The organism is Bradyrhizobium huanghuaihaiense (assembly GCF_025200885.1).
Taxonomy (GTDB): domain Bacteria; phylum Pseudomonadota; class Alphaproteobacteria; order Rhizobiales; family Xanthobacteraceae; genus Bradyrhizobium; species Bradyrhizobium huanghuaihaiense.
Window position 1 is genome coordinate 832567 of the sequence record NZ_CP104172.1, and the last position, 26273, is coordinate 858839.

The 26273-nt window shown below is 64.6% G+C and carries 26 protein-coding genes and 1 pseudogene; 11 read left to right on the forward strand and 16 right to left on the reverse strand.

All coding sequences use genetic code 11. From position 1 onward, the window contains the following. Positions 1-44: 44 nt before the first annotated feature. The gene (locus N2603_RS03895; RefSeq protein ID WP_018643420.1) at positions 45-365 is read right to left on the reverse strand and encodes a helix-turn-helix domain-containing protein; all 321 of its coding nucleotides are present in this window, start codon (positions 363-365) and stop codon (positions 45-47) included. 181 nt (positions 366-546) lie between these two features. On the opposite strand from N2603_RS03895, the gene N2603_RS03900 reads away from it, so the two are divergent. Further along, positions 547-834, forward strand: a complete 288-nt coding sequence (locus tag N2603_RS03900; RefSeq protein WP_260387755.1) for a hypothetical protein — start codon at positions 547-549, stop codon at positions 832-834. A gap of 3 nt (positions 835-837) precedes the next feature. On the opposite strand, the gene N2603_RS03905 is transcribed toward N2603_RS03900, so the two are convergent. The 7 genes from N2603_RS03905 to N2603_RS03935 all read right to left on the reverse strand — a co-directional run bounded on the left by N2603_RS03905 (position 838) and on the right by N2603_RS03935 (position 7835). After that, positions 838-1776 carry an AEC family transporter gene (locus N2603_RS03905; protein ID WP_260387756.1) on the reverse strand — a complete coding sequence of 313 codons (939 nt, stop codon included), beginning with the start codon at positions 1774-1776 and terminating at the stop codon, positions 838-840. A gap of 119 nt (positions 1777-1895) precedes the next feature. Next, positions 1896-2105, reverse strand: coding sequence for a hypothetical protein (locus N2603_RS03910; RefSeq protein ID WP_183246088.1), 210 nt, complete (start codon positions 2103-2105; stop codon positions 1896-1898). Further along, entirely contained in the window at positions 2102-2278 is a 177-nt protein-coding gene (locus N2603_RS03915; protein WP_018643416.1) for a hypothetical protein, read from the reverse strand. Before N2603_RS03915 ends, N2603_RS03910 begins: the two co-directional genes overlap by 4 nt. 371 nt (positions 2279-2649) lie before the next feature. Continuing rightward, positions 2650-4269 (reverse strand): ABC transporter ATP-binding protein, encoded by a 1620-nt coding sequence (locus N2603_RS03920; RefSeq protein ID WP_260387757.1) that lies wholly within the window; start codon positions 4267-4269, stop codon positions 2650-2652. Between the two features lie 2 nt (positions 4270-4271). Next, a complete protein-coding gene (locus tag N2603_RS03925) occupies positions 4272-5111 on the reverse strand; it encodes an ABC transporter permease (RefSeq protein WP_260387758.1) in 840 nt (279 codons plus the stop codon). Continuing rightward, a complete protein-coding gene (locus N2603_RS03930; RefSeq protein WP_260387759.1) occupies positions 5108-6079 on the reverse strand; it encodes an ABC transporter permease in 972 nt (323 codons plus the stop codon). The genes N2603_RS03925 and N2603_RS03930 overlap by 4 nt, the downstream gene beginning before the upstream one ends. Before the next feature lie 205 nt (positions 6080-6284). Beyond that, the gene (locus tag N2603_RS03935; RefSeq protein WP_260387760.1) at positions 6285-7835 is read right to left on the reverse strand and encodes an ABC transporter substrate-binding protein; all 1551 of its coding nucleotides are present in this window, start codon (positions 7833-7835) and stop codon (positions 6285-6287) included. A 216-nt stretch (positions 7836-8051) separates the two neighbouring features. Here N2603_RS03935 and N2603_RS03940 point away from each other — a divergent pair, with 216 nt between their 5' ends. The 4 genes from N2603_RS03940 to irr all read left to right on the forward strand — a co-directional run bounded on the left by N2603_RS03940 (position 8052) and on the right by irr (position 10976). Then, positions 8052-8690, forward strand: a complete 639-nt coding sequence (locus tag N2603_RS03940; RefSeq protein WP_260387761.1) for a TetR/AcrR family transcriptional regulator — start codon at positions 8052-8054, stop codon at positions 8688-8690. 269 nt (positions 8691-8959) lie between these two features. Further along, the gene (locus N2603_RS03945; RefSeq protein WP_260387762.1) at positions 8960-9622 is read left to right on the forward strand and encodes a DUF3313 domain-containing protein; all 663 of its coding nucleotides are present in this window, start codon (positions 8960-8962) and stop codon (positions 9620-9622) included. Between the two features lie 28 nt (positions 9623-9650). After that, the gene (locus tag N2603_RS03950; RefSeq protein WP_260387763.1) at positions 9651-10220 is read left to right on the forward strand and encodes a DUF2147 domain-containing protein; all 570 of its coding nucleotides are present in this window, start codon (positions 9651-9653) and stop codon (positions 10218-10220) included. 273 nt (positions 10221-10493) lie between these two features. Then, positions 10494-10976, forward strand: coding sequence for a Fur family transcriptional regulator Irr (gene irr, locus N2603_RS03955; protein WP_311741122.1), 483 nt, complete (start codon positions 10494-10496; stop codon positions 10974-10976). Between the two features lie 247 nt (positions 10977-11223). Here the strand turns inward: irr and N2603_RS03960 are convergent, their stop codons facing one another. Continuing rightward, the gene (locus tag N2603_RS03960) at positions 11224-12774 is read right to left on the reverse strand and encodes a winged helix-turn-helix domain-containing tetratricopeptide repeat protein (protein ID WP_018643407.1); all 1551 of its coding nucleotides are present in this window, start codon (positions 12772-12774) and stop codon (positions 11224-11226) included. 133 nt (positions 12775-12907) lie between these two features. Between N2603_RS03960 and mddA the strand changes: the two genes are divergently transcribed. Continuing rightward, entirely contained in the window at positions 12908-13696 is a 789-nt protein-coding gene (mddA, locus tag N2603_RS03965; protein WP_260387764.1) for a methanethiol S-methyltransferase, read from the forward strand. Between the two features lie 87 nt (positions 13697-13783). Further along, positions 13784-14206, forward strand: coding sequence for a GFA family protein (locus N2603_RS03970; protein WP_260387765.1), 423 nt, complete (start codon positions 13784-13786; stop codon positions 14204-14206). Between the two features lie 177 nt (positions 14207-14383). Here N2603_RS03970 and N2603_RS03975 read toward each other — a convergent pair whose 3' ends face one another. Both N2603_RS03975 and N2603_RS03980 read right to left on the reverse strand, forming a co-directional pair. Next, positions 14384-15943, reverse strand: a complete 1560-nt coding sequence (locus N2603_RS03975; RefSeq protein WP_260387766.1) for a winged helix-turn-helix domain-containing tetratricopeptide repeat protein — start codon at positions 15941-15943, stop codon at positions 14384-14386. A gap of 292 nt (positions 15944-16235) precedes the next feature. Further along, complete coding sequence (locus tag N2603_RS03980) at positions 16236-16643, reverse strand: BA14K family protein (protein WP_260387767.1); 408 nt, start codon at positions 16641-16643, stop codon at positions 16236-16238. Between the two features lie 346 nt (positions 16644-16989). Here N2603_RS03980 and pcaB point away from each other — a divergent pair, with 346 nt between their 5' ends. Together pcaB and N2603_RS03990 are read left to right on the forward strand one after the other, a co-directional pair. Next, positions 16990-18351, forward strand: a complete 1362-nt coding sequence (gene pcaB / locus N2603_RS03985; RefSeq protein ID WP_260387768.1) for a 3-carboxy-cis,cis-muconate cycloisomerase — start codon at positions 16990-16992, stop codon at positions 18349-18351. Between the two features lie 113 nt (positions 18352-18464). Continuing rightward, positions 18465-19721 (forward strand): aminopeptidase, encoded by a 1257-nt coding sequence (locus N2603_RS03990; protein ID WP_018643401.1) that lies wholly within the window; start codon positions 18465-18467, stop codon positions 19719-19721. 152 nt (positions 19722-19873) lie between these two features. Here the strand turns inward: N2603_RS03990 and N2603_RS03995 are convergent, their stop codons facing one another. Then, entirely contained in the window at positions 19874-20428 is a 555-nt protein-coding gene (locus N2603_RS03995) for a hypothetical protein (protein WP_260387769.1), read from the reverse strand. A gap of 236 nt (positions 20429-20664) precedes the next feature. Between N2603_RS03995 and N2603_RS04000 the strand changes: the two genes are divergently transcribed. Continuing rightward, positions 20665-21120, forward strand: coding sequence for a cupin domain-containing protein (locus tag N2603_RS04000; RefSeq protein WP_018643400.1), 456 nt, complete (start codon positions 20665-20667; stop codon positions 21118-21120). 82 nt (positions 21121-21202) lie between these two features. On the opposite strand, the gene N2603_RS04005 is transcribed toward N2603_RS04000, so the two are convergent. The 4 genes and pseudogenes from N2603_RS04005 to N2603_RS04020 all read right to left on the reverse strand — a co-directional run bounded on the left by N2603_RS04005 (position 21203) and on the right by N2603_RS04020 (position 24949). Continuing rightward, a complete protein-coding gene (locus N2603_RS04005) occupies positions 21203-22255 on the reverse strand; it encodes an amidohydrolase family protein (RefSeq protein WP_260387770.1) in 1053 nt (350 codons plus the stop codon). 272 nt (positions 22256-22527) lie between these two features. Then, positions 22528-23049 carry a hypothetical protein gene (locus N2603_RS04010; RefSeq protein ID WP_260424137.1) on the reverse strand — a complete coding sequence of 174 codons (522 nt, stop codon included), beginning with the start codon at positions 23047-23049 and terminating at the stop codon, positions 22528-22530. Positions 23050-23322: 273 nt separating this feature from the next. Further along, positions 23323-24066: pseudogene (locus N2603_RS04015) on the reverse strand (EamA family transporter); the annotation flags it as partial. Between the two features lie 70 nt (positions 24067-24136). Further along, positions 24137-24949 carry an MBL fold metallo-hydrolase gene (locus N2603_RS04020; protein ID WP_260424138.1) on the reverse strand — a complete coding sequence of 271 codons (813 nt, stop codon included), beginning with the start codon at positions 24947-24949 and terminating at the stop codon, positions 24137-24139. 145 nt (positions 24950-25094) lie between these two features. On the opposite strand from N2603_RS04020, the gene N2603_RS04025 reads away from it, so the two are divergent. Further along, entirely contained in the window at positions 25095-26261 is a 1167-nt protein-coding gene (locus tag N2603_RS04025) for an acyltransferase family protein (RefSeq protein WP_260387771.1), read from the forward strand. Positions 26262-26273 lie beyond the last annotated feature (12 nt).

Below are 26273 nucleotides of genomic sequence, written 5' to 3' on the forward strand. Positions count from 1 at the left end.
AAGGCTTAATTTTGCGCTGCCGGCGAGCTTGCGCGCGCCTTTCGTTAGCCGAGACGCCGCAGCACCTCGTCGCGCATTTGCGCGCGGAACGCTGCGCGCCTGGCCGGCCGATCCTCCTCGCGCACGTCGTGGCGGTCGAAGATGTCGAACTTCTCCAGGATCGGATAGCGCTCGCTCGCCATCGCGAGCACGCGCAGCACCTTGGTCGCCGACGGCGACGGGCCGCTCACCTCCCAGCGCCGGATGGTGTCGGCCCCGCCCTTCTCCGGCAATCCGCAGAGTCTCGCCATATCGGCTGCCGTCAGCTTGCGCTCGATCACGTCGGAAAGGTCGCTGCGAAGCTGCTTCAGTTCAGGGCCGGTCATGTCACTCGCGTCCAGGAAGTCGTTCAGGCAATGCAGTAGCGCTGATTCGGGTCCATCCGAAGGCGGCGCGCTCGACTGCGGCACCTTCGCTTGCGCACGGAGTTATGAACGAGAGGCCTATGGAAATTGTCCGATGCATGATCAGATGATCGAAGGGGCGCCCCAACGAGGAGGATCAGCCATGACAAGCATGAAGCTGGCCGTTGCCGCACTCATTACCGCCGGACTGGTGGCTGCGCCTTTCGCGGCCGAAGCCAAGAAGGCCCGCTCGAGCAGGCATTATTACAACACAACCGTGGTGGGCCCGACCTATGGCGGTGCCGGCGCGCCAATTGCGCAGCCCAGGGCCGCTTACGGCTCGTCCGGCCAGACGGTCGGCACCGTTACCGCGCCGTCGATCGGAACGTATAGCTGGCCCTCGGTCGGCGTGACCAACTCAGTTCCGACCTGGAGCAATACCACGAGATAAGCCCTAGCGCGTTCCGGTCGCGAGACCGGAGAGAAGGTACAGCGCGACCAGCAACGTCGCGACCGACAGCATTGTCGTGACCGAGACCGTGGCCGCGACCAGCTTCTCCTCGACCTTGTGCTCGTGCGCCAGCACGTACACCGTCTTCGCCGTCGGCACGGCGGCGCATATCACGGCGGCGACGGTGTAGAGCGCGTTGAGGCCGGTGATCACACAAAGTCCGTAGACGATCAGCGGCATGATCACGAGCTTCACGGCGGCGAGCGCGGACGATGTCTTGAGGTTGGACCGCAGGCCTTCGACCGACAGGCCGAGCCCGATGGCAAACAATGCGCAGGGCGTCAGCGCGGCGGCGATCATGTTGAGATAGGCCGCGACCGGCGCCGGAATCGGCAGGCCCGTGATCGCCCAGACGAGGCCGACGAGTGTCGACAGGACCATCGGATTGAGCAGGATCTGCTTGGCGAGGCCCGCGGACTGCGCCGACGATCCGCGCGCGTCCCTTTCCAGCAGGATGACCGTGATCGGAAACATCACGGCGGCGACGAACACCGTTGCCACCGCAGCCGGCAGCACGGCGGGTTGGCCGTAGATCGCGTGCAGGATCGGCAGCGCCACGAAGCCGGTATTGGTCATCGCCGCCGCCATGCCATGGATCGTGCTGCTGGCGAGATCATGCTTTCCGCCGGCGCGGACCGCCACGAAGACCAGCGCGAAGCAGATCAGGGAGCCGCCGCCGAAGGCGAGCAGGAAACGCCATTCCAGCAGATTGCGCGCCGGCTCCTGCGCGATCGTGACGATCAGCAGCGCCGGCATCGCCACATTGTAGGCGAAGTGCACCAGCGCATCGGCCAGCGATCGTGAGAGATAGCCGAGCTCACCGGCGAGCCAGCCGGTGACGATGATCGCGAATACGGGAAGAACGAGGCTGGCGACTTCCATCCGGCTTCCCCCTTGCTGCCAATGGCCGCAACGAGAGGTTACCCCGGCGATGGATCGTCGTCACTGCCTTGCGTGAGCTGCTTCCGGCTTGAAAGTCCGGGGACAGCGGGCCGCCGGCCCTAGATGCCCCGGCCGGTCTGCTGGCCGATCACGCAGCGCCACGCCGCCAGGCGTTCGGCCGGATGCTGGTTCATCCATTCGGCGAGCTGCGGCGCGCCCATCAGGCAGGACTGCACCGAGACCTGCGCGAAGTCCGAGGTGGTGACGATCTGCTCGTGGCAATTGGTCGGAGAGGCGAGGCTGCAGAGCACCGCGATGATCTTGATCACGACAGGTTACCTCCGTCGCGGCCGATGAACGCGCGGCCGATCGCCGGCTTGCCCTGGCTCTCGTTGGCCGGATCGTCCGGCGGGAAGATGCTGTCGTAGATGGCGCGGGCCTCCGCGATGAGGCGTGCTCGCTCGCGCTCGGACTTTGAGACAAATCGAATAACTTCGCCCATGTTGGCTCCGAATATCGGTGTGTGAGTCCGTCATGAGATGACGTCGATCATTCAATCCTTATCTAAGGTGCCGTCTTCGGCTTTGAAGCGGCGCAGCCGGTCACGACCGGATAAAAAGCGCGTGACCATGCGCCCGGAAACCGAAATGTCCCGGTGTGGCTCACGCGCTGCGTTGTGAAGCTTCCACCACGTCACGTTCGCTGTAAGGCTCCCGCCGGCGAGCGAACGATTGCTGGTGTCAACTTACCCCTTGCTGCCATCAGCAAGGATCGTCTCACGAAGCAAATGCTGCTGGATCGAATATGTTTCGTCTCGCGCAGCGCGCAAGTTTTGGAACCATCACTGAGATCGATGAACGGCGATCGGCCGCCTCAGGCCGCCGGCGCGCGTTCCTTCCGTCCCGGCACGGCCGCCAGCAGCTCACGCGTATAGGCATGTTCGGGCGCAGCGAAGAGCTGCGCGGTCGGCTTCAGCTCGACGATGGCGCCGCGCTGCATCACCGCGATGCGGTCGCAGATTTGCGCAGCGACGCGTAAGTCGTGGGTGATGAACAGCATCGACAGACCAAGGCGCGCCTTGAGGTCTTCCAGCAGCTTCAACACTTGCGCCTGCACCGAGACGTCGAGCGCGGACACGGCTTCGTCGGCGACGATGATCTCGGGCTCGAGCGCGAGCGCGCGGGCAATGCCGATGCGCTGGCGCTGGCCGCCGGAGAATTCGTGCGGATAGCGTTCGAGTGCGCCGGCATCGAGGCCCACCATCTTCAAGAGATCGCGGGCGCGATCGAACGCCACCTTCGGATCGGTGCCGGCCGCGATCGGGCCGTCAGCGATGATGTTGCCGATCTTGCGGCGCGGATTGAGCGAGGCGAACGGATCCTGGAAGATCATCTGGATGCGATGGCGTTCAGCGCGCAGCGCCTTGCCCGAGAGTGAGGTGAGATCGGTCTCCCCGATCCGCACCGTGCCGCGGTCGGCCTCGATCAGCCGCATCACGAGGCGCGCGACGGACGACTTGCCGGAGCCGGATTCGCCGACGAGGCCGAGCGTCTCGCCCTTGAGGATGTTGAAGTTGACCGCGCGCGCGGCATCGACGCGGCGGTCCTCGCGGAACCAGCCGCCCGAGGTGACATAGGTCTTGTCCAGCCCGATCACCTCGACGGCCCTGGCCTCGTCGTCGAGGGGCTCGCGCGCCGGCGGATCCATCGACGGCACGGCGGCGAGCAGCACCTTGGTGTAGTCGTGCTGCGGCTCGCTGAAGACAGTCGCGGCGGGGCCTTCCTCGACGACCTTGCCGTGGCGGAGCACCACGACCTGGTCGGCGATGTCGGCGACGACGCCGAAATCGTGGGTGATGAACATCACCGCCATATTGCGGTTGCGCTGCAGGTTGCGGATCAGCTTCAGGATCTGCGCCTGCGTGGTGACGTCGAGCGCGGTGGTCGGCTCGTCCGCGACCAGCACGGCCGGTTCGAGCGCGAGCGCCATCGCGATCATGGCGCGCTGGCGCTGGCCGCCGGAGAGCTGGTGCGGATAGGCGCGCACGATGCGCTCGGGGTCGGGCAGGCCGACCTCGCGCGCCAAAGCGAGTGCCCGCGCGCGCCGCTCCTTCGGCGTCAGCAGGCCGTGGGCCTCGAACATCTCGGCCATCTGATCGCCGATCCGCATCAACGGATTGAGTGCGGTCATCGGCTCCTGGAAGATCATCGCGAGCCGGCGGCCGCGCAGGTCGCGCCAGCCGTCGTCGTCGAGCTTGAGCAGATCGCGGCCTTCGAACTGGATCTCGCCCGAGGTGACGGAGACCGTGTCGGGCAGCAGCCCCATCAACGCATGGGCGCACATCGACTTGCCCGAGCCGGATTCGCCGACGACGCAGACGATCTTGCCGGGCCGCAGGTCCAGCGAGACGCCGTCGACGGCGAAGGGACGCTCGGCGCCCTTGGGCAGCGCGATCCGCAAGTTCTTGATCGAGACGGCGGGCGGGGCGGTCATCGTCAGCGGCCCTCCCGCGACAGGCGCGGATTGAGCGCGTCGTTGAGGCCTTCGCCGATCAGGTTCAGCCCGAGCACGGAGATCAGGATGGCGACGCCGGGAAATACCGTGATCCACCAGGCCTGGCGGATCACGGTGCGGCCGGCGCCGACCATGTAGCCCCAGGAGATCAAATTGGGATCGCCGAGGCCGAGGAACGCCAGCGAGGATTCCAGGAGGATCGCGGTCGCCACCATCAGCGAGGCCAGCACGATCACCGGCGACAGCGCGTTCGGCAGGATCTCGCGCAGGATGATCCAGCTGTGCGACTGCCCGGTGACGACGGCGGCCTGGACATATTCGCGCGTGCGCAGCGACAGGACCTCGCCGCGCACGAGGCGCGCGACGGGCGGCCAGCTCACCACCGCGATCGAGGCCACGATCGAATAGATCGAGGGCTGCAGGATCGCGACCAGCACGATGGCGAGCGCGAAGCTCGGAATGGTCTGGAAGAACTCGGTGAAGCGCATCAGGGCGTCGTCGACCTTGCCGCCGAAATAGCCGGCCATGGCGCCGATCGGCACGCCCACGACCAGTGCGACCAGGGTGGAGACGAGACCGACCAGCAGCGAGACGCGGGCGCCGAAGATCATGCCGGCGAACACGTCGCGGCCGAGCGCGTCGGTGCCGAGCGGCACAGCCGAGAGCGTGAAGGGCGGCAGGAACGGCCGCTGCACCATGCGCCAGGGCGAGTTCGGGAACAGCATCGGCCCGAACACCGCGACCGAGATCGCGAGGAGAAGGATGATGAGGCCGATGACGCCGCTGGGGCTCCTCAGCATCGATTTCCAGAACTGTTTCATGTGGCGTATTCGATGCGCGGATCGACCAGGCGATAGACGAGGTCGGTGATGAGGTTGAAGATGAGGACCATGGCCGAGCAGATCACGAAGACGCCGAGCAGCAAATTGTAGTCCCGCTGCAGCAGCGCGTCGTACATCAGCCGCCCGATGCCGGGCCAGGCGAACACGGTCTCGGTGATGACGGCGCCGCCGATCAGCGTGCCGGAATGCACGCCGGCAAGCGTCACGACCGGCAGCAGCGCATTGCGCAGCACGTGGCGGCGCTGGATCACGGCGTCGGAGAGGCCCTTCGCGCGCGCCGTCTTGACGAAGTCGAGCCGCTTCACCTCCAGCATCGAGGCGCGGGTCATGCGGGTATAGGTCGCCATGAAGAACAGGCCGAGTGTCATCGCCGGCATGATCAGGTGCTTTGCGACGTCGACCGCATGGGCAAGGCCGGTCAGGTTGGCGCCGACCGTCTCGTAACCGAAGCTCGGCAGCCAATCCATGGTGACCGAGAACAGCAGGATGCCCATCAGCGCCACCCAGAAGATCGGCATGGCGTAGAAGATCAGCGCGAAGATGGTGATGCCAGTGTCGAGAAAGGTTCCGGCGAAGCGCGCGGCGAATGTGCCGAACAGAATGCCGAGCGCGAGCGAGATCGCGAAGGCGGTCAGCGTCAGCAGCAGCGTCGCCGGCAGCCGTTCGCCGATCAGCTTGGCGACCGGCGCTTGCTGGCGGAAGGAGAAGCCGAGGTCGAGGGTGGCGACGCCCTTGACGTAGATGAGGAGCTGCTCGGGCAGCGGCTTGTCGAGGCCGAACTTCTCCCGAAGCTGCTTGACGAAGACCTGGTCGCTGGCGCCGGCCTCGCCCGCCATCACGATCGCGGGGTCGCCGGGCGCAAGCCGGATCAGGAAGAAATTGAGGACGACGATCGCGAGCAGGACGATCACGCCCTTCACGACACGCTGAGCGACGAAGGAGAGCATCTAGAGAATCATATCTTGTAACGTGACCTGGAGCCACTGGGGCGGTGCGCTCCCTCGCCCCGCTCTTGCGGGGAGAGGGTTGGGGTGAGGGGCCTCTCTCCACACGTGAGAATGCCGATGGACCTGTACCCCCTCACCCGAATATGCGCTTCGCGCACATTCGACCTCTCCCCGCAGGCGGGGAGAGGTGAAGGAAGGCACGCCCTCACTTGTCGAGCCATGCGTCCTTGAAGCCGTCATTGACCCCGATCCCCGTGGTGATCAGGTTCTTGACCTTGCAGCGCGTGATGGTCGGGAATTGCAGCTCCAGCATCCAGGCCACCGGCACATCCTCGACCAGGATCTTCTGTGCCTTGTCGTAGATCTCCTTGCGCTTGGAATCCGGGGTCGCGGTCGCGCCGTCGGCGAACAGCTTGTCGATCTCCGGGTTGGAGTAGCCCTCGACGTTGTTGAAGACCTGCCCCTTGGCGATGTTGCTGGAGATGTAATTGCGGCCGACGCCGAGCGCGGGATCACCATACTGGTAGAGATAGGTGAAGGCGATGTCGTAGTCCCAGTCGCCGATCTTCTGGTTGCCGCCGGCAACGTCGGTGGCGATCGTCTCGATGGTCATGCCGACGTCCTGGAGGTTCTGCTTCACCGCTTCACCCCAGCGCTGCCAGGTCTCGCCATAGGCGAGCGGCAGCAGGCGGATCTTCTCGCCCTTGTAGCCGGCTTCCTTCAGCAGCGCCTTGGCCTTGGCCGGATCGTACGGATATTTCTTCACGTCGTCCGTATAGTACTTGATGGTCGAGGCGGACGGACCGGTCGCCACCTTGCCGAGTCCATTCCAGATCACGTCCTTGGCGAAATCGCGGTCGATCGCGTACATGACCGCCTGCCGCACCCGCTTGTCGGAGAGTGGACCCTGGCGGTTGTTCAGCCACAGCCAGGACAGCGGCGAGAAGAACTCCCAGCCGGCGCCGGTGACGCAGGTGTCTTTCAGCTTGGACAGCCGCGGCACGTCGAAATTCTCCACCGAGCCGCCGGGCAGCACGTCGACCTTACCGGTCTCATACGCCACCGAGCGCGCAGCCGCGTCGGGAATGATCTGCCAGTAGATCTCGTCGAGATAGGGCTTGCCCTTTTCGTGGTAGTTCGGGTTCTTGACCAGGCGGATGAACGAGCCCTTCTGCCACTCCTTGAACATGAAGGGGCCGGTGCCGACGGGTGCGTTGTTGTAGGGGTTGGTCTTCCAGTCGGTGCCTTCGTAGAGATGTTTCGGCACCATCGGCATCGAGCCGACCTCGAAGATGCCGAGGAAGGGGCCGAACGGCTGCTTCAGCGTGAAGACCACCGTATAGTCGTCCGGCGTCTCGATCTTGTCGACCTGCGCCAAATTGGTGCGGGCACGCGCATGCGTCTGCTTCAGCATCTCCATCGAGAACAGGACGTCGGCGGCGGTGAAGGGCTTGCCGTCATGCCAGGTCACACCCTTCTTGAGCTTGAAGGTGTAGGTCTTGGCGTCCTCGCTGACGCTCCAGCTTTCGGCAAGCTCCGGCAGCGGCTCGAGCTTGGGGCTGTAACGCAGCAGGCCCTCGAAGATGTTGCCCGAGACCATCTGGGTCGGGCCGTTCTGGACCTGCGCCAGCATCAGGCCGGGCGGCTCGGGCTGGATCACGGCATTGATCACGCCTCCCGTTTTCGGCTCTTGCGCCAGCGCCGGGGCTGTGAGGCCGCAAGCGAGGAGGAGACCAAGCAACACGCGTTTTGGCATATCGTATCTTTCTCAAGCGCGGCCAGCCGCAAACGCTTCGCGACGTCCTCGCGCGCAAAGCGACGGCCGGCCCATCCCAGTCCCCATCCGGTATCGAGGCTCACACAGTCTCATTCGGCGCCGCAAGATGAAAGTCTCGACAGGGTTCGCACAAAAAATGTACAGCGCGTCCTGTTTTCACTTGATTCATGGACGTGTCACGGAGACAAGTCCGCCATGGACAATGCCACGCGCTCCGAACGGTCCCGCAATGCTGCGCTCGAGGCGGCCATCGCCATCATCGCGCGCGACGGGCCCGGCCGGCTGACGCTCGATGCGATCGCGCGCGAGAGCGGCCTCAGCAAGGGCGGGGTGATGCACCAGTTCCGCACCAAGGAGGCGGTGCTGAAGGCATTGCTCGAGCGGCAGATGGCGCATTTCGAGGAGTTCTCGACCCGATACATGGCGAAGGTGAGCGCGACCTCGGCAAATCCCAATCTGGCAACCCAGCTCGCCACGATCAGGGAGGCGGCGACCTCGCCGAATTCCGCCGCGCTGGCCCTGGTTGCGGCCATGGTTGAAAATCCGAGCCTGATGGCCCTGCCGCGCGAACTCGAGACGAAGCGGATGACGGCGATCAAGGAAGAGGCTGCCGACCCTGATCTCGCGATGCTGCGCTGGGCCGGAGCACTCGGACTGCTGCTGAGTTCATTGTTCGGCATGTCGCCGCTCAGCAAGGACGAGCACCAGCGGCTGTTCGCGCGCCTGCTCGACGACGGGCAGTGGACCGGCCTCGAACAGCCGGCCACGAAGCGTGTCGCAAAATCCGGAGCGGCATCGGCGGCCAAGGCGGCAACCCCGCGCAAGCGCGCCTGATTCATCGTTAACGAATTCCAACCGAGCGCTGCCCAAAACCGCGCCTGCGGCCAAATGTGTCAGGGCTCTCTTTTGACACTTTACAAACCAACTGGTCGGTTTTATAAATGGAAACACTGAGACGGCCAAGGGCATCCGAAAAGGCCCCGGACGATGCCTTGGGCCGGCAATGGTGAGCGCCGCAGCCGTGTCTGGTCCCAAGCGCGGCTGCGGTCGTCATTGCATCTTTAAAGGTTGGCCTTCCAAAGAAGCCGCAAGAGGAGTCTGGAATGGATTGCTCGATCGCCCTGCGCGGTCTGGGAGCGCTGGTGCTTTGCGTCACCTCGGCCGGCTGCGCCTCGGTCGCGCCCGTGCCCTATTCGGAGATGGCGTCCTCGGCCTACATGGCCCCGGACAAGTCCGACGCCTCCGGCCGCGTGCCCTACCGCTATTCCACGCCGGTCGATTGGCGCTCATATAACAAAGTGATCCTCGATCCCGTCGTGGTCTATCGCGGCAGGGATCACCAGTTCGGCGACATGTCCGACAAGGACAAGGCGACGCTCGCCGCCTACATGCAGAACTGTTTCGCCGACCGGCTGCGCGGCCGCTTCGCGCTGGTGCGCGAGCGCGGGCCGAACACGCTGCGCATCAGGCTGACGCTGACCGGCGCCGTCACCAACACGCCGGTGCTCGGCACGCTCTCCCGCTTCGACATGGCCGGCGCGGTCTACAACGGCGTGCAGGCGGCACGCGACGGCGAGGGCATGTTGACCGGCTCGGTCATCTACGGCGTCGAGATCTTCGACGCTTCGACCTCACGCCTGCTCTCGGCCTACGTCACCAAGCAATATCCCGGCGCCTACGACATCAAGGCCAGCGTCGGCGCGCTCGCGGCCGCCACCGCCGGCATCGACAAGGGCGCCGACGCGCTGATGGCGCAACTCAACTGACGCGGCCCCCTCAACGAAAGGCATTGAGATGAACTTTCTCCTTCGCTTCGTGCTGCGCGTGGCGATCACCGTCGTGATGATGATCATCGGTGGCCGGGCCGGCGCGGCCGCCCCGGCCGATCCCAGCGGCACATGGCTCGTCGAGGACGGCCGCGCCCGTATCCGGCTCGAGCGCTGCGGCCCGGCGCGCGACCGCATCTGCGGCTTCATCGTCTGGATGAAGGAGCCGGCCGACAAGCGCGGCCAGCCCTATCGCGACAAGGAAAACCCCGACCCCGACAAGCGTGCCCGCACGCTGCTCGGTCACCAGCTCATCATGGGCCTGCAGGCGACGCCGGAGGGACGGTTTGCCGGCGACATCTACAATGCCGAGGACGGCAAGTTCTACTCGGTCTCGCTCTGGCGCGAATCCGCCGATCGCCTGAAGCTGAAAGGCTGCCTCATCAAATTCCTGTGCCAGACCCAGACCTGGCAGCAGACCCTCGACGTGCTGCCTGGCCAGCTCGTCGGCCTGACCGGCGATCTCAACGGCCCGCGCGCCGACAAGGAATGGGCGGCGGTGCCGGCCCCGAAGCCGATCCAGGTGAAAGCGAAGTAGCCGCACGAAACTGCGGCGGCTCCCCAGTCGCCAAAAGGGCAGGCGCTGCTCCCACGAATTCCGTCATTGCGAGCGCAGCGAAGCAATCCAGAATCTCTCCGCGGAAAGATTCTGGATTGCTTCGTCGCAAGGGCTCCTCGCAATGACGGCGTGGAGGCAGTCGAAGTCCCAAATTTGATCCGGATCAAAGCCGGCGCGCCGCTTCTGCGATCCAATAGCAACTGGCGGGATGTCGTGTTGCGCGTCCTGGTTCTTGCAGACGTGAGACGATCGATGGACATCCAGGTCACGAATATTCCTGCGTGCGACGACAGCGGCCCCGATGTCGCCGGACCGGAGGTCGATGAGGGCATGCAGCACTGTCTGCAATTGCTCGTCGATGCCGGCCTGCGGCCGACCCGCCAGCGCCTTGCGCTCGGCCAGTTGCTGTTCCTGCGCGGCCACCGTCACGTCACCGCAGAGAGCCTTTATGAAGAGGCGATGGCGGCGAACGCCTATCTGTCGCTCGCGACCGTCTACAACACCCTGAACCAGTTCACCGAAGCCGGCCTGTTGCGCCGGATCGCCGCCGACGGCATCAAGTCGTTCTTCGACACCGACACATCGGTGCATCCGCACTTCTACCTCGAAGGCGAGGATGTGCTGGTCGATGTCGCCGACGGCCTCGCCTTCACCAGGGTGCCCGAGGCGCTTCCCGGCCACGAGATCGCGCGGCTCGACGTCATCGTCCATCTGCGCCGGAAGAGCGTCGCCTAGCGTCGCCGCGCTCTTACCCTCCGCTCTTACCCTCCCCTGGAGGGGGAGGGTCGATCGCGCTGCGAGCGGGGTGGGGTGATCTCTCAACACGGGCAGTTTCTGTCGACGCCCATAGATATCGTAGGGTGGGCAAAGCGAAGCGTGCCCACCTCTTCATTAGCGGTATTGGATCGATGGTGGGCACGGAGCAAATGCGCCTTTGCCCACCCTACGATTGTGGAGGGGAGGGTAAGAGCAGCGTCGCGCCTCACCGCAACCCCGCTCGTCTGAATCCCTCCAGATAGTGCTCGCGATCGGCGTCGCTGGCCCACGGCAGCTTCGTCGCGATCCAGTGCAGCGAGATGCCCGGCTGTGTGCGGCGGAGCTCGTCGAGCGCCATCTCTGCGAGCGCGCTATCGCCGGTCATACCGGCCGAAACGGCGAGAACGCGGTAGGCGCCGGTGAGGTCGCCGCGGTGGCGGATCGCTTCGCGCGCGAGCGCGATGGCTTCGTCATACTGCCGCTCGGTGAAGCGCGCATAGCCCGCGATGCCGTGATAGATCGCCAGCGACGGATCGCGTGGTGAGAGCCGGATCGCCTTCTGCGCCGCCTCGAATGAATCCCCGGAACGTCCGGCATAGGACAGCGCCAGCGCGTGGTAGCCTTGCGCCAGCGAGAAGTTCGGATTGAGCGCGAGGGCCTGCTCGAACTCGGACAACGCGTCCGCAAGTCTGCGGGTCGAGAAGTAGACGCTGCCGAGCGCGGCGTGCGCCCAGGCATCCTCATGGTCGCAGCGCACCGCTTTGAGCGCGGCGGTTTCCGCGGCCGGGGCAACCGCGGTCAGCTCGGCCCAGCCGAGATGCACGCCGAACATGTCGTTCACGGCCAGCACCGACAGCGCCTGGCCATAATTCGGATCGATCGCGATCGCGCGCTCGAGCAGCGTCTTCGCGGCCTCGTGATCCTGCCGGGTCACGCGCCAGTAATGCGACAGCGCGCGCATCAAGAGATCCCAGGCGTCCAGGCTCGCGGGCGGCTTGCGATGGCTGCGAAAATTCTCCGCGGCGTGGATCTGCGGCTCGATCGCCGCGACGATCGCGTTGGTGATCTCGTCCTGCACGGCGAAGACGTCGACGAGCTCGCGGTCGTAGCGCTCGGCCCAGAGATGGCTGCCCGACGTGGCGTCGTTGAGCTGCGCGGTGATGCGCACCCGGTTGTCCGCCTTGCGCACGCTGCCCTCGACGATGTAGCGGACACCGAGCTCCTCGGCGATCTGCCTGATGTGGACCGCGCGACCCTTGTAGGTGAAGGACGAGTTGCGGGCGATCACCATGAACCAGCGCTGCCTCGACAGCGCCGTGAGGATGTCCTCGCTGATTCCGTCACCAAAATAGTCCTGCGCGGGATCGCCGCTCATGTTCTCGAAGGCAAGCACCGCGATCGCCGGGCGGTCCGTCACTGCGCGCGGCCGGGCTGTGCCGGGTTCAGCTGGCACCGGCGCGGCCGCCACGTCTTCCCTGACGTCGCCGACGAAACGAAAGCCCTTGCGCGGAATGGTCTTGATCAGCCGCTGGGTCGCTCCGTCGTCGCCCAGCGCCTTGCGCGCGGCGTTGATGCGGCTGTTCAGGGCGGAATCCGAGACGATGCGATCGCTCCAGATCTGGCTGATCAGGTCATCCTTGCTGACCACCCGGGCGCGCTCCGCGACCAGGTAAAGCAGGAGATCGAACACCTGCGGCTGCAACGGCACGGCCGCCCCGCCGCAGGTGAGCTCCCGCAGATCGCCGTCCAGCACGTTGTTTTCAAAGCAAAATCGCACGTTTCTGTCGTCTCAAGCAAAAATCAAAGTCGTCTCAGGCGAAAATCAACCCTCCGCGAAAGCCGGAGGACGTCCGATCCGGCATGGTGCGAAGACCAAACAGTGCCGATGCCTCGGCACAACGGAGCGTTCTATGACCCAACTTGATCACCAGGTTCATTCCATCGGCCCGGAGGTTGCGGGCTCGCGCATTTTCAGGTTCATCGCCTTTCTGTACGGAATTGCGGCATATCTCGTCTTTTTCGTCACCGTTCTCTACGCCATCGGCTTCGTCATGGGGGTGATGGTGCCGAAGACCATCGACACCGGAGCCGAAGCGCCCGTCTTTCGCGCGGTCATCATCAATCTGCTGCTGATGTCGCTATTTGCGGTTCAACATAGCGTGATGGCGCGTCAACAATTCAAGGCGTGGTGGACGCAGTTCGTCCCCAAGCCGGTCGAGCGCTCGACCTATGTGTTGTTCGCGAGCCTGTCATTGCTCCTCCTGTTCTGGCAGTGGCGTCCGCTGCCCACGGTCATATGGGAGGTCGAGAACCCGGATCTTGCCGTGACGGTGGTCACGCTGTCCTTCGCGGGCTGGGTGCTGGTGTTCACCTCGACCTTCATCATCAACCATTTCGAATTGTTCGGCCTGTCCCAGGTGACCGATCATCTCGTCGGCAGGGAAGCCGCGCCGCCGCGTTTCAAGACGCCGCTGCTCTACAAGTTCGTTCGCCATCCGATCTATCTCGGTTTCATCATCGCGTTCTGGGCGGCGCCGGTCATGACTGTAGGCCATCTGCTGTTCGCGGCCGTGACCACGATCTACATCTTCGTCGGCATCGCGCTGGAGGAGCGCGACCTCGTCGAGCTCTTCGGCGACGAGTACCGGCAGTACAAACAACGGGTGTCGATGCTTATTCCCTGGCGCAGATCAGTATAGTCTCTGCCTCGCGCCATGCGTCCACCGAAAGGAGGACGCATGGCGCCCCGACACGCGATATCGATCCCTCATCATGGAGACGACCAAATGAAACATGTCGGAAACTGCTTCTGTGGCGCTGTCACGGTCGAGGTCACGGGCGCGCCGGAGGCGATGGGCTATTGCCATTGCCGCTCCTGCCGGTCCTGGTCCGGCGGACCGGTGAATGCCTTCAGCCTGTGGAAGCCCGAAGCCGTGCGCATCACCGAGGGCGCCCAGCATGTCGAGACTTTCGCCAAGACGCCGCTCAGCCAGCGCAAATTTTGCAGGAAATGCGGCGGCCATCTGATGACCAATCATCCGCCGCTCGGCCTCATCGACGTCTTCACCGCCACCATTCCCACGCTCGCCTTCACGCCCGGCGTCCACGTCAACTACGCTGAGACCGTGCTGCCGATGCATGACGGCCTGCCCAAGCTGAAGGATTTCCCGGCCGAGTTTGGCGGCAGCGGCGAGATGATGCAGGAGTAGGCTCGTTCTTACCCTCCCCTGGAGGGGGAGGGTCGATCGCGCGAAGCGCGAGCGGGGTGGGGTGATCTCTCAACACGGGCAGTGTTCGTTGTGGAGAGACCGTCACCCCACCCCGTCTCTCATCTTCGCTGCGCTCAGATGCGAGCCGACCCTCCTCCTCCAGGGGAGGGTGAACGCCTACCTCATCCCCGCGCGCCGCAATCCTTCCAGGTAATGTTCGCGGTCCTCTTCCCGCAGCATCGGCAGCTCGCGCGTGATCCAGGCGAGCGAGATGCCGGGCTGGGTGCGGCGCAGGCCTTCCAGCGCGGACGCAGCGAGCGCGGGATCTCCCGACATGCCGGCGGCGGCGGTCAGCACGCGATGGGCGCCGACGAAATCGGCGCGCTGCCGCATCGATTCCCGCGCCATCTGCATGGATTGTTCGTAGTTGCGGCCGATGAACTGGGCATAGGCGGCAACGCCGCAATAGATCGCCGCGAGCGGATCGCGCGGGCTCAGCCGCAGCGCGCGCCGCGCGGCGGCATCGCCGTCCTGCCATCGTCCCGCGTAGCACAGCGTCACACCGTGGAAGGCGTGCGCCATCGCGAAGTTCGGATTGAGCCGCAAGGCCAGCTCGAACTCCGCCAGCGCGTCGTCGAAACGGCGGCGGAACAGATAGGTATAGGCGAGGCCGTGGTGGGCGAAGGCATCCTCGCGATCGGCCTCCACCGCCGCGAGCGCGGCGCGTTCGGCGACCGGCACGGTCGCAGCCATGTCGGCCCAGCCCATATGCGCGCCGAAGATGTGGCTGGTCGCGAGCAGGCCCAGCGCCTTGCCATAGGCCGGGTCGATCGCGACGGCCTTCTCGAGCAGTCCTTGCGCCGTCGCATTGTCCTCGCGGGTGATGCGCCAGTAATGCGACAGCCCGCGCATCAGGAGACCCCAGGCGTCGAGGCTGCCCGGCGGCTTTTGCTGGGCGCGAAAGCTCTCGGCAGCATAGAGCTGCGGCTCGATCGCGGCGACGATCGCCTCAGTGATCTCGTCCTGCACGGCGAAGATGTCGGCAAGCTCGCGGTCGTAGCGCTCGGCCCAGAGATGGCTGCCGGTCGAGACGTCGTTGAGCTGGGCCGAGACGCGCAGGCGGTCGCCGCTTCGTCGCACACTGCCTTCGACCACGTAGCGCACGCCGAGCTCGCGCGCGACCTCGTGGATGTGCACGGCGCGGCCCTTGTAGACGAAGGAGGAATTGCGCGCGATGACGAAGAACCAGCGCAGCTTCGACAGCGCGGTGATGATGTCCTCGCTGATGCCGTCGGAGAAATAGTCCTGCTCGCGGTCGCCGCTCATGTTGGTGAAGGGCAGCACGGCGATCGCGGGCCGGTCGGGCAGCGCGAGCACGGCCTGCGGCGCCTGGACGAAACGGCCGATCTCCGGCGCGACCGCGCCGAGCTTGGTCTCGACGTCGCCGACGAAGCGAAATCCCTTGCGCGCGATGGTGCGGATCAGCGCCTGATTCGCGCCATTGTCGCCGATCGCCTTGCGGGCCGCGTTGATGCGGCTGGTCAGGGTGGATTCGGAGACGCTGCGCCCGTGCCAGATCTTGTCGATCAGCTCGTCCTTGCTGACCACCCGGTCGCGGTTCTCCATGAGATGGACCACGAGATCGAAAACCTGGGGTTCCACGGCAACGGGAACCTGCTCGCGGCTCAGCTCGCGCAGGTCAGTATCGAGAAGGTGATCCCGGAATAGAAACTGCACGTCGAGACTCAGATCTCACAGCGGTATCGGGCAATAAAAAAATCAAAATGGATTTCGACTTGAAGTCTGTGAGTCCGCCGAACGGTCTCTCCGGTTCACCACGATCGCGTGATGGCAGCCATGCGATTTTCGAGGAGGAATACAACCTGAAAAGACGATCTGGCCGTTCCGGCCAGATTGTCGGGTGCTGATCGTAGCCCGGATGAGCGAAGCGACATCCGGGGCCGGTCGTTGCGCAGTCCCCGGATGTCGCTGCGCTCATCCGGGCTACGAGACTGCGTGATCAGAATCATTACGGGCAGGGATGGCGCCGGCCGTCATTGCCGAGATAGGTCCCGGTGTCCGGATTGTAGGATTTGTAGCGCTGCATGCAGTACTGCACGTCGCCTTCCGGCGGCGGTCCATAGGCGGCGGGCGGGGGCGGATAGCCCGGCTCATAATAATAAGGTGAGCCGTAATATTGGGGTGCGGCCACCGCGCCGCCGATGATCGCGCCGGCCGCGAGGCCGCCGACGAACGCGCCGCCGCCCCAACCCCAGCCGCGACGGCCATACCAGCGCACCTGTTCGACCTGCCCCTGGTCCGCGTGCGTCATCGCCAGCGGTTGCCCGATCGGCGCCGCCGACGCGCTCGTCAGTGTTGCCGTCGACAGGCCTGCAAGCAGACAAGCTCCAGCAACGAAGCAAAACGATTTCAACATTGAGGTCTCCTCGTCAGGCGGCGCGAGAGCCGCCGCATGACGAGTGATAGTGCAACTGGGCAAGCGCGCTGAATTAAAGTTTTGACAGGAAGGTGACTCGCGCCGCCGTCATTGCGAGCGCAGCGAAGCAATCCAGAATCCTTCCACGGAGGCAGTCTGGATTGCTTCGTCGCAAGAGCTCCTCGCAATGACGGGGCTGGGACAGCGCGCGACTTAGCTCCGGCGTCGCACCGCATTCCGCTCGGGCGAACCCGAGAACATGTGACGAACTGCGAATGTCCATTGCCGAACACTGCGACCCGCGTAAGCTATCCGCAGACAAGACAACAGCCACGAAGAAACGCCCATGCCCGCTTTTCACGCCTCGACCACCGTGCTCGACTCCCTGCTGTTCCGCGATGCCTTCGGCACGCCCGAGATGCGCGACGTGTTTTCCGACGTCGCGCTGGTTGCGCGCTATGCCGAGGTCGAGGTGGCGCTGGCGAAGGCGGAGGCGGCATGCGGCGTGATCCCGCAGGACGCTGCCGATCAGATCGCGGCGAGGACCAACGTCGCGGCGCTGGACTTCGACCTGCTCAGGCAGGAGACCGACATCGTCGGCTATCCGATCCTTCCCCTGGTGCATCAGATGGTGAAACAGTGCGGCGAGGCCGGCCGCTACGTGCATTGGGGCGCGACCACGCAGGACATCATGGACACCGCCGTGGTGCTGCAACTGCGCGCCGCGCTCGAGCTCGTCGAGCGCGACATCGCCGAGCTGCGCAAGATCCTCGCAGACCTCTCCAAGCGCCATCGCGACACGCCGATGGCGGGCCGCACCCATCTGCAGCAGGCGCTGCCGGTCACCTTCGGCTACAAGACCGCGATCTGGCTCGCGATGTTCGACCGACACGCCGAGCGTCTCGCCCAACTGAAGCCGCGCGTCCTGGTCGGGCAGTTCGCCGGCGCCGCCGGCACGCTGGCCTCGCTCGGCGACAAGGGTTTTGAGGTGCAGGAGGCGCTCTGCGCCGAGCTGAAGCTCGGCATTCCCGCCTCGACCTGGCACGTCGCGCGCGACGGCTTTGCCGAGGCCGTCAATTTCCTGGCGCTCGTCACCGGCTCGCTCGGCAAGATCGCGCTCGACGTCATGATCATGGCCTCGACCGAGTTCGCCGAGGTCTACGAGCCCTTCGTCAAGGGCCGCGGCGCCTCCTCGACCATGCCGCAGAAGCGCAACCCGATCTCCTCGGAGCTGATGCTTGCGGCGTCCAAGGCGGTGCGCCAGCACGCCGGCCTGATGCTGGACGCGATGGTGCAGGATTTCGAGCGCGCCACCGGTCCCTGGCACGCCGAATGGATGGCGATCCCGGAAAGCTTCGTGCTGACCGCCGGCGCACTGCACCAGGCCAAGTTCGCGCTCGCAGGCCTCATCGTGGACGAAAGGAAGATGAACGACAATCTCGCCGTCAGCCGCGGTCTGATTGTGGCCGAAGCGGTCATGATGGGTCTCGCGCCGCAGATCGGGCGGCAGGAGGCGCATGACGTGGTCTATGACGCCTGCCGCGAGGCCAGCGACAAGGGAATCAGCCTTGCCGACGCGCTATCCGCAGATTCACGGATATCCAGCCGCATCGACCGTGCCACAATCGAGGCGCTCACCTCACCGAAAAATTACCTCGGGCTTGCGCCTGCCATGGTCGATCGGGTGCTGAAATCTTCAACACGTTGAAAACCAAGATGCGTGAAACTGCGTATCTTTCATCTGTCGCAAGGCGCTCGCATACTTGTGTCTCGCGATGCTAGACTTAGATTGAACGAGAGACTTTCGGCAGAGGACCCGGCATGACCGATCAACGCATCACCGCCACTCCCATCGATCCCGCGAAACTCGACCGGCTGGCCGAGGTGGCGGTGAAGGTGGGCCTGGGCTTGCGGCCGGGACAGGATCTGCTGCTGACGGCGCCGGCGATCGCGCTGCCGCTGGTGCGGCGCATCGCCGTGCATGCCTACAAGGCCGGTGCCGGCATCGTGACGCCGATCCTGTCGGACGAGGAGATGACGCTGGCGCGCTACCGCCACGGTCACGACAGCAGCTTCGATCGCGCCGCGAGCTGGCTCTACGAGGGCATGGCGAAGGCATTCTCCGACAACACCGCGCGGCTCGCCATCGTCGGCGACAATCCGATGCTGCTGTCGGGCGAGGATCCTTCCAAGGTCGCGCGCGCCAGCAAGGCCAATTCGATGGCCTATCAGCCGGCGCTGGAAAAGATCGTCAATTTCGACACCAACTGGAACATCATCGCCTATCCGAGCCCGTCCTGGGCCAGGCAGGTCTTCCCCGGTGATCCCGAGGACGTCGCCGTCGGCAAGCTCGCGGATGCGATCTTCGCCGCGTCCCGCGTCGACCGCGAGGACGCCATGGGCAATTGGGCGAGCCACAATGCGGTGCTGCGCGAGCGCACCAACTGGCTCAACGGCCAGCGTTTTCGCGCACTGCAATATTCGGGGCCGGGCGTCGACCTCACCATCGGGCTGGCCGACGGCCATGAATGGGAGGGCGGCGCGTCGCTGTCCAAGAACGGCATCAGCTGCAACGCCAACATCCCGACCGAAGAGGTCTTCACCACGCCGCATTGCCGCCGCGTCTACGGCCATGTCGTGAGCTCGAAGCCGCTGTCCTACCAGGGCACGCTGATCGACAACATCGCGGTGCGTTTCGAGGACGGCAGGATCGTCGACGCCAAGGCCTCGCGCGGGGCGGAGGTGCTCAACAAGGTGCTCGACACCGATGAGGGCGCGCGCCGACTCGGCGAAGTCGCGCTGGTGCCGCATTCCTCGCCGATCTCGCAGAGTGGATTGTTGTTCTACAACACGCTGTTCGACGAGAACGCCGCCTCGCACATCGCGCTCGGCCAGTGCTACTCCAAATGCTTCGTCAACGGCGCCCAGCTCACGCCGCAGCAGATCGCCGCGCAGGGCGGCAACCAGAGCCTGATCCATATCGACTGGATGATCGGCTCGGCCGAGACCGATATCGACGGCATTCTGGCCGACGGCAGCAAGGTCCCGGTGTTCCGCAAGGGCGAGTGGGCGAAGTAGCGCGTCTTGCGGCCATCCTTCGAGACGCCCGCCGCTGGCGGGCTCCTCAGGATGAGGTCTCGTTTCGCGGCGAGCGAGATATCAGACCCTCATGGTGAGGAGCGCCGCCTTACGGCGCGTCTCGAACCATGCAGGCCGAGCACGTCCCCGTCTCACGCCGCCACGTTGCGAAGCATCGGGTGGTTGTCGATGCTGAAACGGTTGAACAGCGTCGTGAACGGGCTGCCGTCGGTGGCCCGCACGATGGCGTCGGAGGCAGCCACCGCCTCGTAGAGCGCGCCGACCGGATCGTCCACTTCAGGCAGGTCGAGAGCCTTGCGGATGTCCTCGCGGGCCTCGTTGATCTCGTCCTCGTCGTCCAGTGTCGCCTCCAGCGTATCCGCCGCGCGCCGCATCTCCAGGAGGTCGCCGCCGGCTGAAAATTTCAGGATGTCGAGCCAGTAGGGGCGGGCGACGACGAGCTGGACCAACGCCTCGAAGCTCTCCGCGATGATTCCCGCGCGGCCCTCGGATGACACGTAGAGCACATTCTGCGACGGCAGCAGCACGAACGCGCCGCCGGAACCGTCACTGCCGATCTGCCGCGGGCTTTCGATGCCGTCGATGCTGAACCAGGGCTCTTCGTCCGGCATAAGGGAGATATCGAAGTCGCCGAGCCGGGCGACCACGTCGCCTTTGGCTGTCAGAACCTCTGGGCTGAGCGGCATCGCGTGGCTCCTTCCTGATACTTCGCGCACTTTGTCGCACCCCGGAAAAGATCGGTTCATCTGCGCGGATTCGCAGGGAAATCCTGACGTTAACCGTGTCGCACCTGCAACTTGCGGCTGATTGTCGGGGCCTGCGTAAGAAAGAATTAAAAACCGGCTACTAGCGTTCCAACATCTTTCGAAACAATCCGGGCCCGAGACCCGGCCATACATATTCATATTTCCTGGGGAAGTAGATGTCGCGCGCATTGATTGAAATCGGTAGTAGCAATGTGGAGCTGGAGCTGCGGCCGATCGAGCCGTCCTGGATCATCGAAGGCAATCCAGTGTCGCGCTCGCGCGTCCTGTCGACCAGCGCCGACGGCACCGCCCAGACAATCATCTGGGCCTGCACCGAAGGGCGCTTCAACTGGTACTACGATATCGATGAGACGATCATGATCATGGAAGGATCGATCGTGCTCGAAAGCGACGGCATGCCGCCGAAGCGCTACGGCCCCGGCGACGTCATCTTCTTCCGCGACGGCGCGCATGCGAAATGGCATGTCGAAGGTCACGTCAGGAAGATCGCCTTCTGCCGCAAGACCAATCCGGTGATGATCGGTTTCCTGATCCGTGTCGTCAACAAGCTCAAGAAGATGTTCGCCTTCAGCGGCGAGCGCCGTCCGGCCTCGTTGATGGGCGCCGGCTAGTCATCCGATAACGCTTTCAAGAACGCTTCCCAGCGGCCACGACGAAGAGGGGTCGGGATCAACATCCCGGCCCCTCTTCTCGTCACGACGGCAGATCGAGCCGGTAGAATTCGGTTGCGGTCCGCGAGAACAGTGCCGTCTTCTCGGCCTCGCTCAAGGGCGCGGCGATGCGCTTGAAGGCGTTGAAGATCACCTGGTAGCTGCACTGGCCCTTGTCCGGCGGAAAGTTGCTCTCGAACATCGCGCGCTTCACGCCGAACGCCTCGATGCAGGTCTCGACATAGGGCCGCCAGGCCGCGGCGAGCTCTTCGGATGACGGCGGCTTCTCGCGCAGATGGAAGTCGTAGCCGAGCAGGCACATCGCAAGGCCTCCGAGCTTCACCACCACGTTCTCGCACGTCGCGATCTGGCGGATCGACGCGCGCCATTGCGGAAACACCTCCTCGCGCCGCCCGGCAAAGCGGCCGACGCCGGCCGGCCCGCCGCAATGGTCGAGCACGATCCTGGTGTCGGGAAAGGCGCGCGCCAGCTCGGTCAGCTCGCCGATCTGCGGATGAAACAGCCAGGCATCGAAGCTCAGGTTCAGCGGGGCAAGGCAGGCAAAGCCCTTGCGGAAGGCCGGGTCTTGCAACAGGCCCCTCGGCCGGTTGGCGTACATGCCGGCGACGACGGGGTCTTCGTCCCAGGCCGAGGAATGCCGGATGCCGCGGAAGCGGCCGTTGCCGGCGGCGATCTCCGCCTCCAGCACCGGTTTTGCGGCGTCACCCAGCAGCAGGTTGGCGTGGCTGACGATGCCGGCGCAGATCGCGGCCCTGCCGTAACCACCGCTCGCACTCATCGCCGCGACACCGTTGGCGAACTCGACTTCGCCGACGGGGCGGAACGCCTCGGGTCCATGTGCGCGATACATCGAGCGGCAGTCGACATAGACGGTGGCGATGACGTTGTGGCCGCTGGCGATGTCGGCGGCCATCTCCTCGATCAGATAGCGGTGCCCGCGATTCCAGAGATGGTGGTGCGGATCGACGATCGGCCGCAAGGGGTCGATGACCTCTTCCTGATACAGCGCGAGCCAGTCCTCGCGCGGCTCGACGAATAGCCCGCTCGTGTTGGCGGGCAGACCGCTTGCAGCCATCGGCGTTCGCTCCCTTTGTATTGTTTTGGCGGGAGCCTAGCACCTGATGTCTCCGCGCAGCAGCGCGCGTTGCTCAGAGCACCATAGCAGCGGCGGAGGGGGTGTGCTCCCTCTCCCGCTTGCGGGGGAGGGCCGGGGTGGCGTGTCTCCGCAGAGAGATTCCCAGTGTGGAGAGAGCCCCCCACCCGCGCCTTCGGCGCGACCTCCCCCGCAAGAGGGAGAGGTTGCAGCAGGTTCGCGGCCCGATCGATTCAATCAATATCCATTTGGCCTTAAGCCTTGCGCCGTTTCGCCTTCACGTCGACGACGAGCCGCCAGTCGCTTGCCGTCGCAGGCTTGACCTCGCCGAGCCAGTGGAAGGAGCCGCCGGTAATCTCCGTAAAGCTCCAGCGCGTCTGGTCGCCCGCATCCGTCGTGCCTTCCTGCACGATGTCATCGCCGCGCGGACGGCCGATCTGCTGGCGGAACACGCAGCGACCGGGATCGAACCAGGAAATCCGCCACGCGTCGATGGAGGGGTCATAGACCCGCAGCGTCGTGCCGTACCAATTGCCGGCGATCGGAAAAGCCGCGCTGCCGACGGGGCGGGGGATGATCCAGACGTCCTGGACGGCGCGACCCTCCAGAATCCAGCCGAAATGAATCTCGCCGGGCGCGATGTGTTTCGTTCCATCAGGGCCATGGGCCGTGATCTCGGCTTCCCAGTCGCCGACGAAGCGGCCGTAAAGCTGGAGCGCCGCGGCGTGCTCCGGGTTCGGTCCATCGGCGTGTAACAATCGCGCAAAGTCGGTCATGGCAATCTCCTGTTCGCTGAGATCAGCACGGCCGGACCGCGGAGGACTTGGAGAAAATTGCCGTCGGCGATCGTCAGGTCTTGCGCAGGGACAGACGTGCCATGCTCCTGTCGCTCCTCTCGTTCGTCCGCCTGCTCCCTGAGCGTTCCGCCCACCAAATGATGATGACGGAGACAATGACGAGGCTCGCGCCCAGCAGCATCGTGCGTGAGAACGGTCGCCGAGCACGACGGTTCCGAGCAGCACTGCGATGACCGGGTTGACGAACGTATAGGTCGATACCAGCGAGGTCGAGACGTTCTCCAACAGCCAATTGTAGGCGGCGAATCCCACCACGCTGCCAGCGATGATCAGCCATAGCACCGCTGCAAGCGAAGTCGGCGAGACGTCGCCCGGCCTGAAGTTTTCGACCTCGCCCGTCAGCCAGCTGATCGCGAACAAGACGATACCGCCGATCGACAGCTGCATGCCCAACAGCAGGATGGCGGACGTCTCGCCTGATGTGTGTCGGGACAGGACGGTCGCGGCGGACCATGACAAGGCCGCAAGCAACAGCCAGACGACGGGAAGAATGCTGATACCGGCCTGCGCGACGTTCTGCCATGCGACGAGCCCGACGCCGAAGAAGCCCGGCACCAGCGCGAGCAGCGCAAGGGGCCTCGGCCGCTGATCGCCGGGGAACAAGGTATCGATCAGCAGGATCCAGAACGGGATCGTGGCGAGCACGATGGCTGCCACGCCTGAAGGAACCGATTGTTGCGCGTAGGCGAGCACGCCGTGGCAGCCGACAAAGAACAGCAGCCCGCACAGGCATGCCGCCGCCCACGCCTGCAACGACACGTTCGCGATCTGTCGGCCGCTGATTGCCAACAGCACGATGCCGCCACAGAACGAGCGCAACGCCATCAGCAGAAACGGCGGGATCGATTTCAGGCCCAATGTGATGGCGAAGTAGGTGGAACCCCATAGCAGATAGATGGCGGCGAACGCGCCGATGACCAGGAACCTTCTGCTCATGATTGCTCCGATCGAAGACGATCTCGAAGCAACCAAGTCGGAGAAGGTTGATGCGTTCCTGCTTCGCGCGTCAGACGCCGTCGAGGATGATCACCGTCGGCGCCGACGGCAAGGCGTCCCGCGACATCCGGAACGAGCGGTCGATGCGCCGGTCGATCTCGAACTGCTGGCCGATCCGGCGCATGAAGTCGTCGAGCGGGGTGGCGAAGCGGTGCATCGGCAGCACCACGGAAGCGCGCAGTCGCTTGGTGATCTCGGAGATGCCGTCGAGCGACATGGTGTAGGTGCCGTCGATCGGCACCATCACGATGTCGAGCCGGCCGATCTGGGCGAAATGACTGTCGTCGAGCTTGTGGTGGAGATGGCCGAGATGGCCGATGCAGAGGCCGGCGACCTCGAAGATGAAGATCGAGTTGCCGTCGCGGATCATGTCGGTGCCGGCATCGTCGCCGAAATAGCGGCGGATGTCGGTGGTGACGTTACGGATGAAGGTGTCACCGATGCGCTCGGAGACGATGGCGGGCTTGCCGTCCTCGCCCCAGCCATGCAGCACATGGGGAATGCGCTTGTCCGGAAATAAAGAGTAGTGCGTGCTGTGCGCCCGGTTCATGGTGACCACGTCAGGCAGCCGCCCCACCTGGTACGCGCCGCTATAGTCGGTGGCGATGCGCAAGCCGCCGGGCGTGTCGATGAAATAGGTGGAATGGCCGGCATAGGTGATCTGGACTTCGGCGGCGGCGGCCGCCTGCCGGAATGCGGCCGACATGATACGAGGCGCCACATTGGCCATCGCCAGGCATTCGCTGCGCTGGGGCTGCTGGGCGAGGGCGGGCGCCAGCAGCCACCCGAAGAACGCCAAAGCCGTCAGCAATAGTCGAGACATCACCAGTCCGCCCGCCATCCGCTCGATCCCGTCAGTTTAGCTTCGAATCGTTCCGGCGTCATGCCGATGCCGCGACCGCATGCTGCATTAAGTATAGAATCAACCTCTGCTTGTTCCGGCGCGTGGCCTCGCCTACCCGTTTTCGATGGCCTCGGCTGAAAACATCATCCGATATCATGCGCTCGACAGCTGGCGTGGCATTTGTGCCTGCATGGTCGCGCTGTTTCACTTCGACGTGATCAGTCATCTGTCCTTCATGCCGCTCACCAGACATGCCTATTTGTTCGTCGACTTCTTCTTCGTCCTGAGCGGATTCGTCATCGCGTCGAATTATCGTGCGCGGCTCGCCGAGGGTTTTGGCGCGGGCCGCTTCATCGCCCTGCGGCTTGGGCGGATCTATCCGCTGCATCTCGTGACGTTGCTGCTGTTCATTCCCATTGACGCCGCAAAGGACGGCATCGGCCCGAGCCTGCTGCAGGCCGTCGTCACCAACGTTCTTCTTTTGCAGGGCCTCGGCGTCAATCCGCAGAACTGGCTGAACTTCGCCAGCTGGAGCATCAGCGCCGAATTCGCCGCCTATGTGATCTTCGCCGCCGTCGTAAACAGGATCGGGCCGACGATATGGCCCTGGCTGCTCCCGATCGTTGCCGGGCCAATCGTGCTCGCCACCATCAGCCCGGACGGGATGAACGCGACCTATGACTACGGCCTCGTGCGCTGCCTCTATGGCTTCGCGCTCGGCGTTGTCTGCTTCGATTTGCGAGAGTGCTTCCCAGTGTTGCGCAGGCGCCTGGCGCCGTCCGTCGAGACATGGCTCGAGGCGGTGAGCTTCATGCTCGTCGTGTTCTATGTTTCGGTCGCCGGAAGCAGCGTCATCCTTCAGGTGGCCTCGCCGCTGGTGTTCTCGCTGGTCGTTCTGGTGTTCGCGCGTGAGGCCGGCGCGGTCAGCCGTCTGCTGACTGTGCCATCCATGCTCCTGATCGGGACGCTGACCTATTCGATCTATATGCTGCATCCGCTCGTCAGGGCCGTTGTGCGGGCGATCCTCATGGTCATCGAACGTCTCGGCCACACGGAGCTGTTCGTCTCCTATGCGTTGAGCGCGGGCCACGAACCGACGAAAGTGGTCTCCGTGAGCGGATCGCTCTGGCTGGGTGATCTCCTCCAAATTGCGATGCTGCTGCTGACCGTGCTGCTGTCGGTCGCAACATATCGCTTCGTGGAAGAGCCGGGGCGCAACTGGGTCAGGCGCCTGACGGATCGGCGAAAGGCCGGCGCGGTACGCAGCGCACAACCGGCCTTCGACACCTGACGCGGCGGTGTC

What these genes read in the sequence shown, in the direction of transcription:
- N2603_RS03895 (WP_018643420.1), bottom strand. Translation starts at nt 365, where the DNA reads ATGACCGGCCCTGAACTGAAGCAGCTTCGCAGCGACCTTTCCGACGTG.
- N2603_RS03900 (WP_260387755.1), top strand. Translation starts at nt 547, where the DNA reads ATGACAAGCATGAAGCTGGCCGTTGCCGCACTCATTACCGCCGGACTG.
- N2603_RS03905 (WP_260387756.1), bottom strand. Translation starts at nt 1,776, where the DNA reads ATGGAAGTCGCCAGCCTCGTTCTTCCCGTATTCGCGATCATCGTCACC.
- N2603_RS03915 (WP_018643416.1), bottom strand. Translation starts at nt 2,278, where the DNA reads ATGGGCGAAGTTATTCGATTTGTCTCAAAGTCCGAGCGCGAGCGAGCA.
- N2603_RS03920 (WP_260387757.1), bottom strand. Translation starts at nt 4,269, where the DNA reads ATGACCGCCCCGCCCGCCGTCTCGATCAAGAACTTGCGGATCGCGCTG.
- N2603_RS03925 (WP_260387758.1), bottom strand. Translation starts at nt 5,111, where the DNA reads ATGAAACAGTTCTGGAAATCGATGCTGAGGAGCCCCAGCGGCGTCATC.
- N2603_RS03930 (WP_260387759.1), bottom strand. Translation starts at nt 6,079, where the DNA reads ATGCTCTCCTTCGTCGCTCAGCGTGTCGTGAAGGGCGTGATCGTCCTG.
- N2603_RS03935 (WP_260387760.1), bottom strand. Translation starts at nt 7,835, where the DNA reads ATGCCAAAACGCGTGTTGCTTGGTCTCCTCCTCGCTTGCGGCCTCACA.
- N2603_RS03940 (WP_260387761.1), top strand. Translation starts at nt 8,052, where the DNA reads ATGGACAATGCCACGCGCTCCGAACGGTCCCGCAATGCTGCGCTCGAG.
- N2603_RS03945 (WP_260387762.1), top strand. Translation starts at nt 8,960, where the DNA reads ATGGATTGCTCGATCGCCCTGCGCGGTCTGGGAGCGCTGGTGCTTTGC.
- N2603_RS03950 (WP_260387763.1), top strand. Translation starts at nt 9,651, where the DNA reads ATGAACTTTCTCCTTCGCTTCGTGCTGCGCGTGGCGATCACCGTCGTG.
- irr (WP_311741122.1), top strand. Translation starts at nt 10,494, where the DNA reads ATGGACATCCAGGTCACGAATATTCCTGCGTGCGACGACAGCGGCCCC.
- mddA (WP_260387764.1), top strand. Translation starts at nt 12,908, where the DNA reads ATGACCCAACTTGATCACCAGGTTCATTCCATCGGCCCGGAGGTTGCG.
- N2603_RS03970 (WP_260387765.1), top strand. Translation starts at nt 13,784, where the DNA reads ATGAAACATGTCGGAAACTGCTTCTGTGGCGCTGTCACGGTCGAGGTC.
- N2603_RS03980 (WP_260387767.1), bottom strand. Translation starts at nt 16,643, where the DNA reads ATGTTGAAATCGTTTTGCTTCGTTGCTGGAGCTTGTCTGCTTGCAGGC.
- pcaB (WP_260387768.1), top strand. Translation starts at nt 16,990, where the DNA reads ATGCCCGCTTTTCACGCCTCGACCACCGTGCTCGACTCCCTGCTGTTC.
- N2603_RS03990 (WP_018643401.1), top strand. Translation starts at nt 18,465, where the DNA reads ATGACCGATCAACGCATCACCGCCACTCCCATCGATCCCGCGAAACTC.
- N2603_RS03995 (WP_260387769.1), bottom strand. Translation starts at nt 20,428, where the DNA reads ATGCCGCTCAGCCCAGAGGTTCTGACAGCCAAAGGCGACGTGGTCGCC.
- N2603_RS04000 (WP_018643400.1), top strand. Translation starts at nt 20,665, where the DNA reads ATGTCGCGCGCATTGATTGAAATCGGTAGTAGCAATGTGGAGCTGGAG.
- N2603_RS04005 (WP_260387770.1), bottom strand. Translation starts at nt 22,255, where the DNA reads ATGGCTGCAAGCGGTCTGCCCGCCAACACGAGCGGGCTATTCGTCGAG.
- N2603_RS04010 (WP_260424137.1), bottom strand. Translation starts at nt 23,049, where the DNA reads ATGACCGACTTTGCGCGATTGTTACACGCCGATGGACCGAACCCGGAG.
- N2603_RS04020 (WP_260424138.1), bottom strand. Translation starts at nt 24,949, where the DNA reads ATGTCTCGACTATTGCTGACGGCTTTGGCGTTCTTCGGGTGGCTGCTG.
- N2603_RS04025 (WP_260387771.1), top strand. Translation starts at nt 25,095, where the DNA reads ATGGCCTCGGCTGAAAACATCATCCGATATCATGCGCTCGACAGCTGG.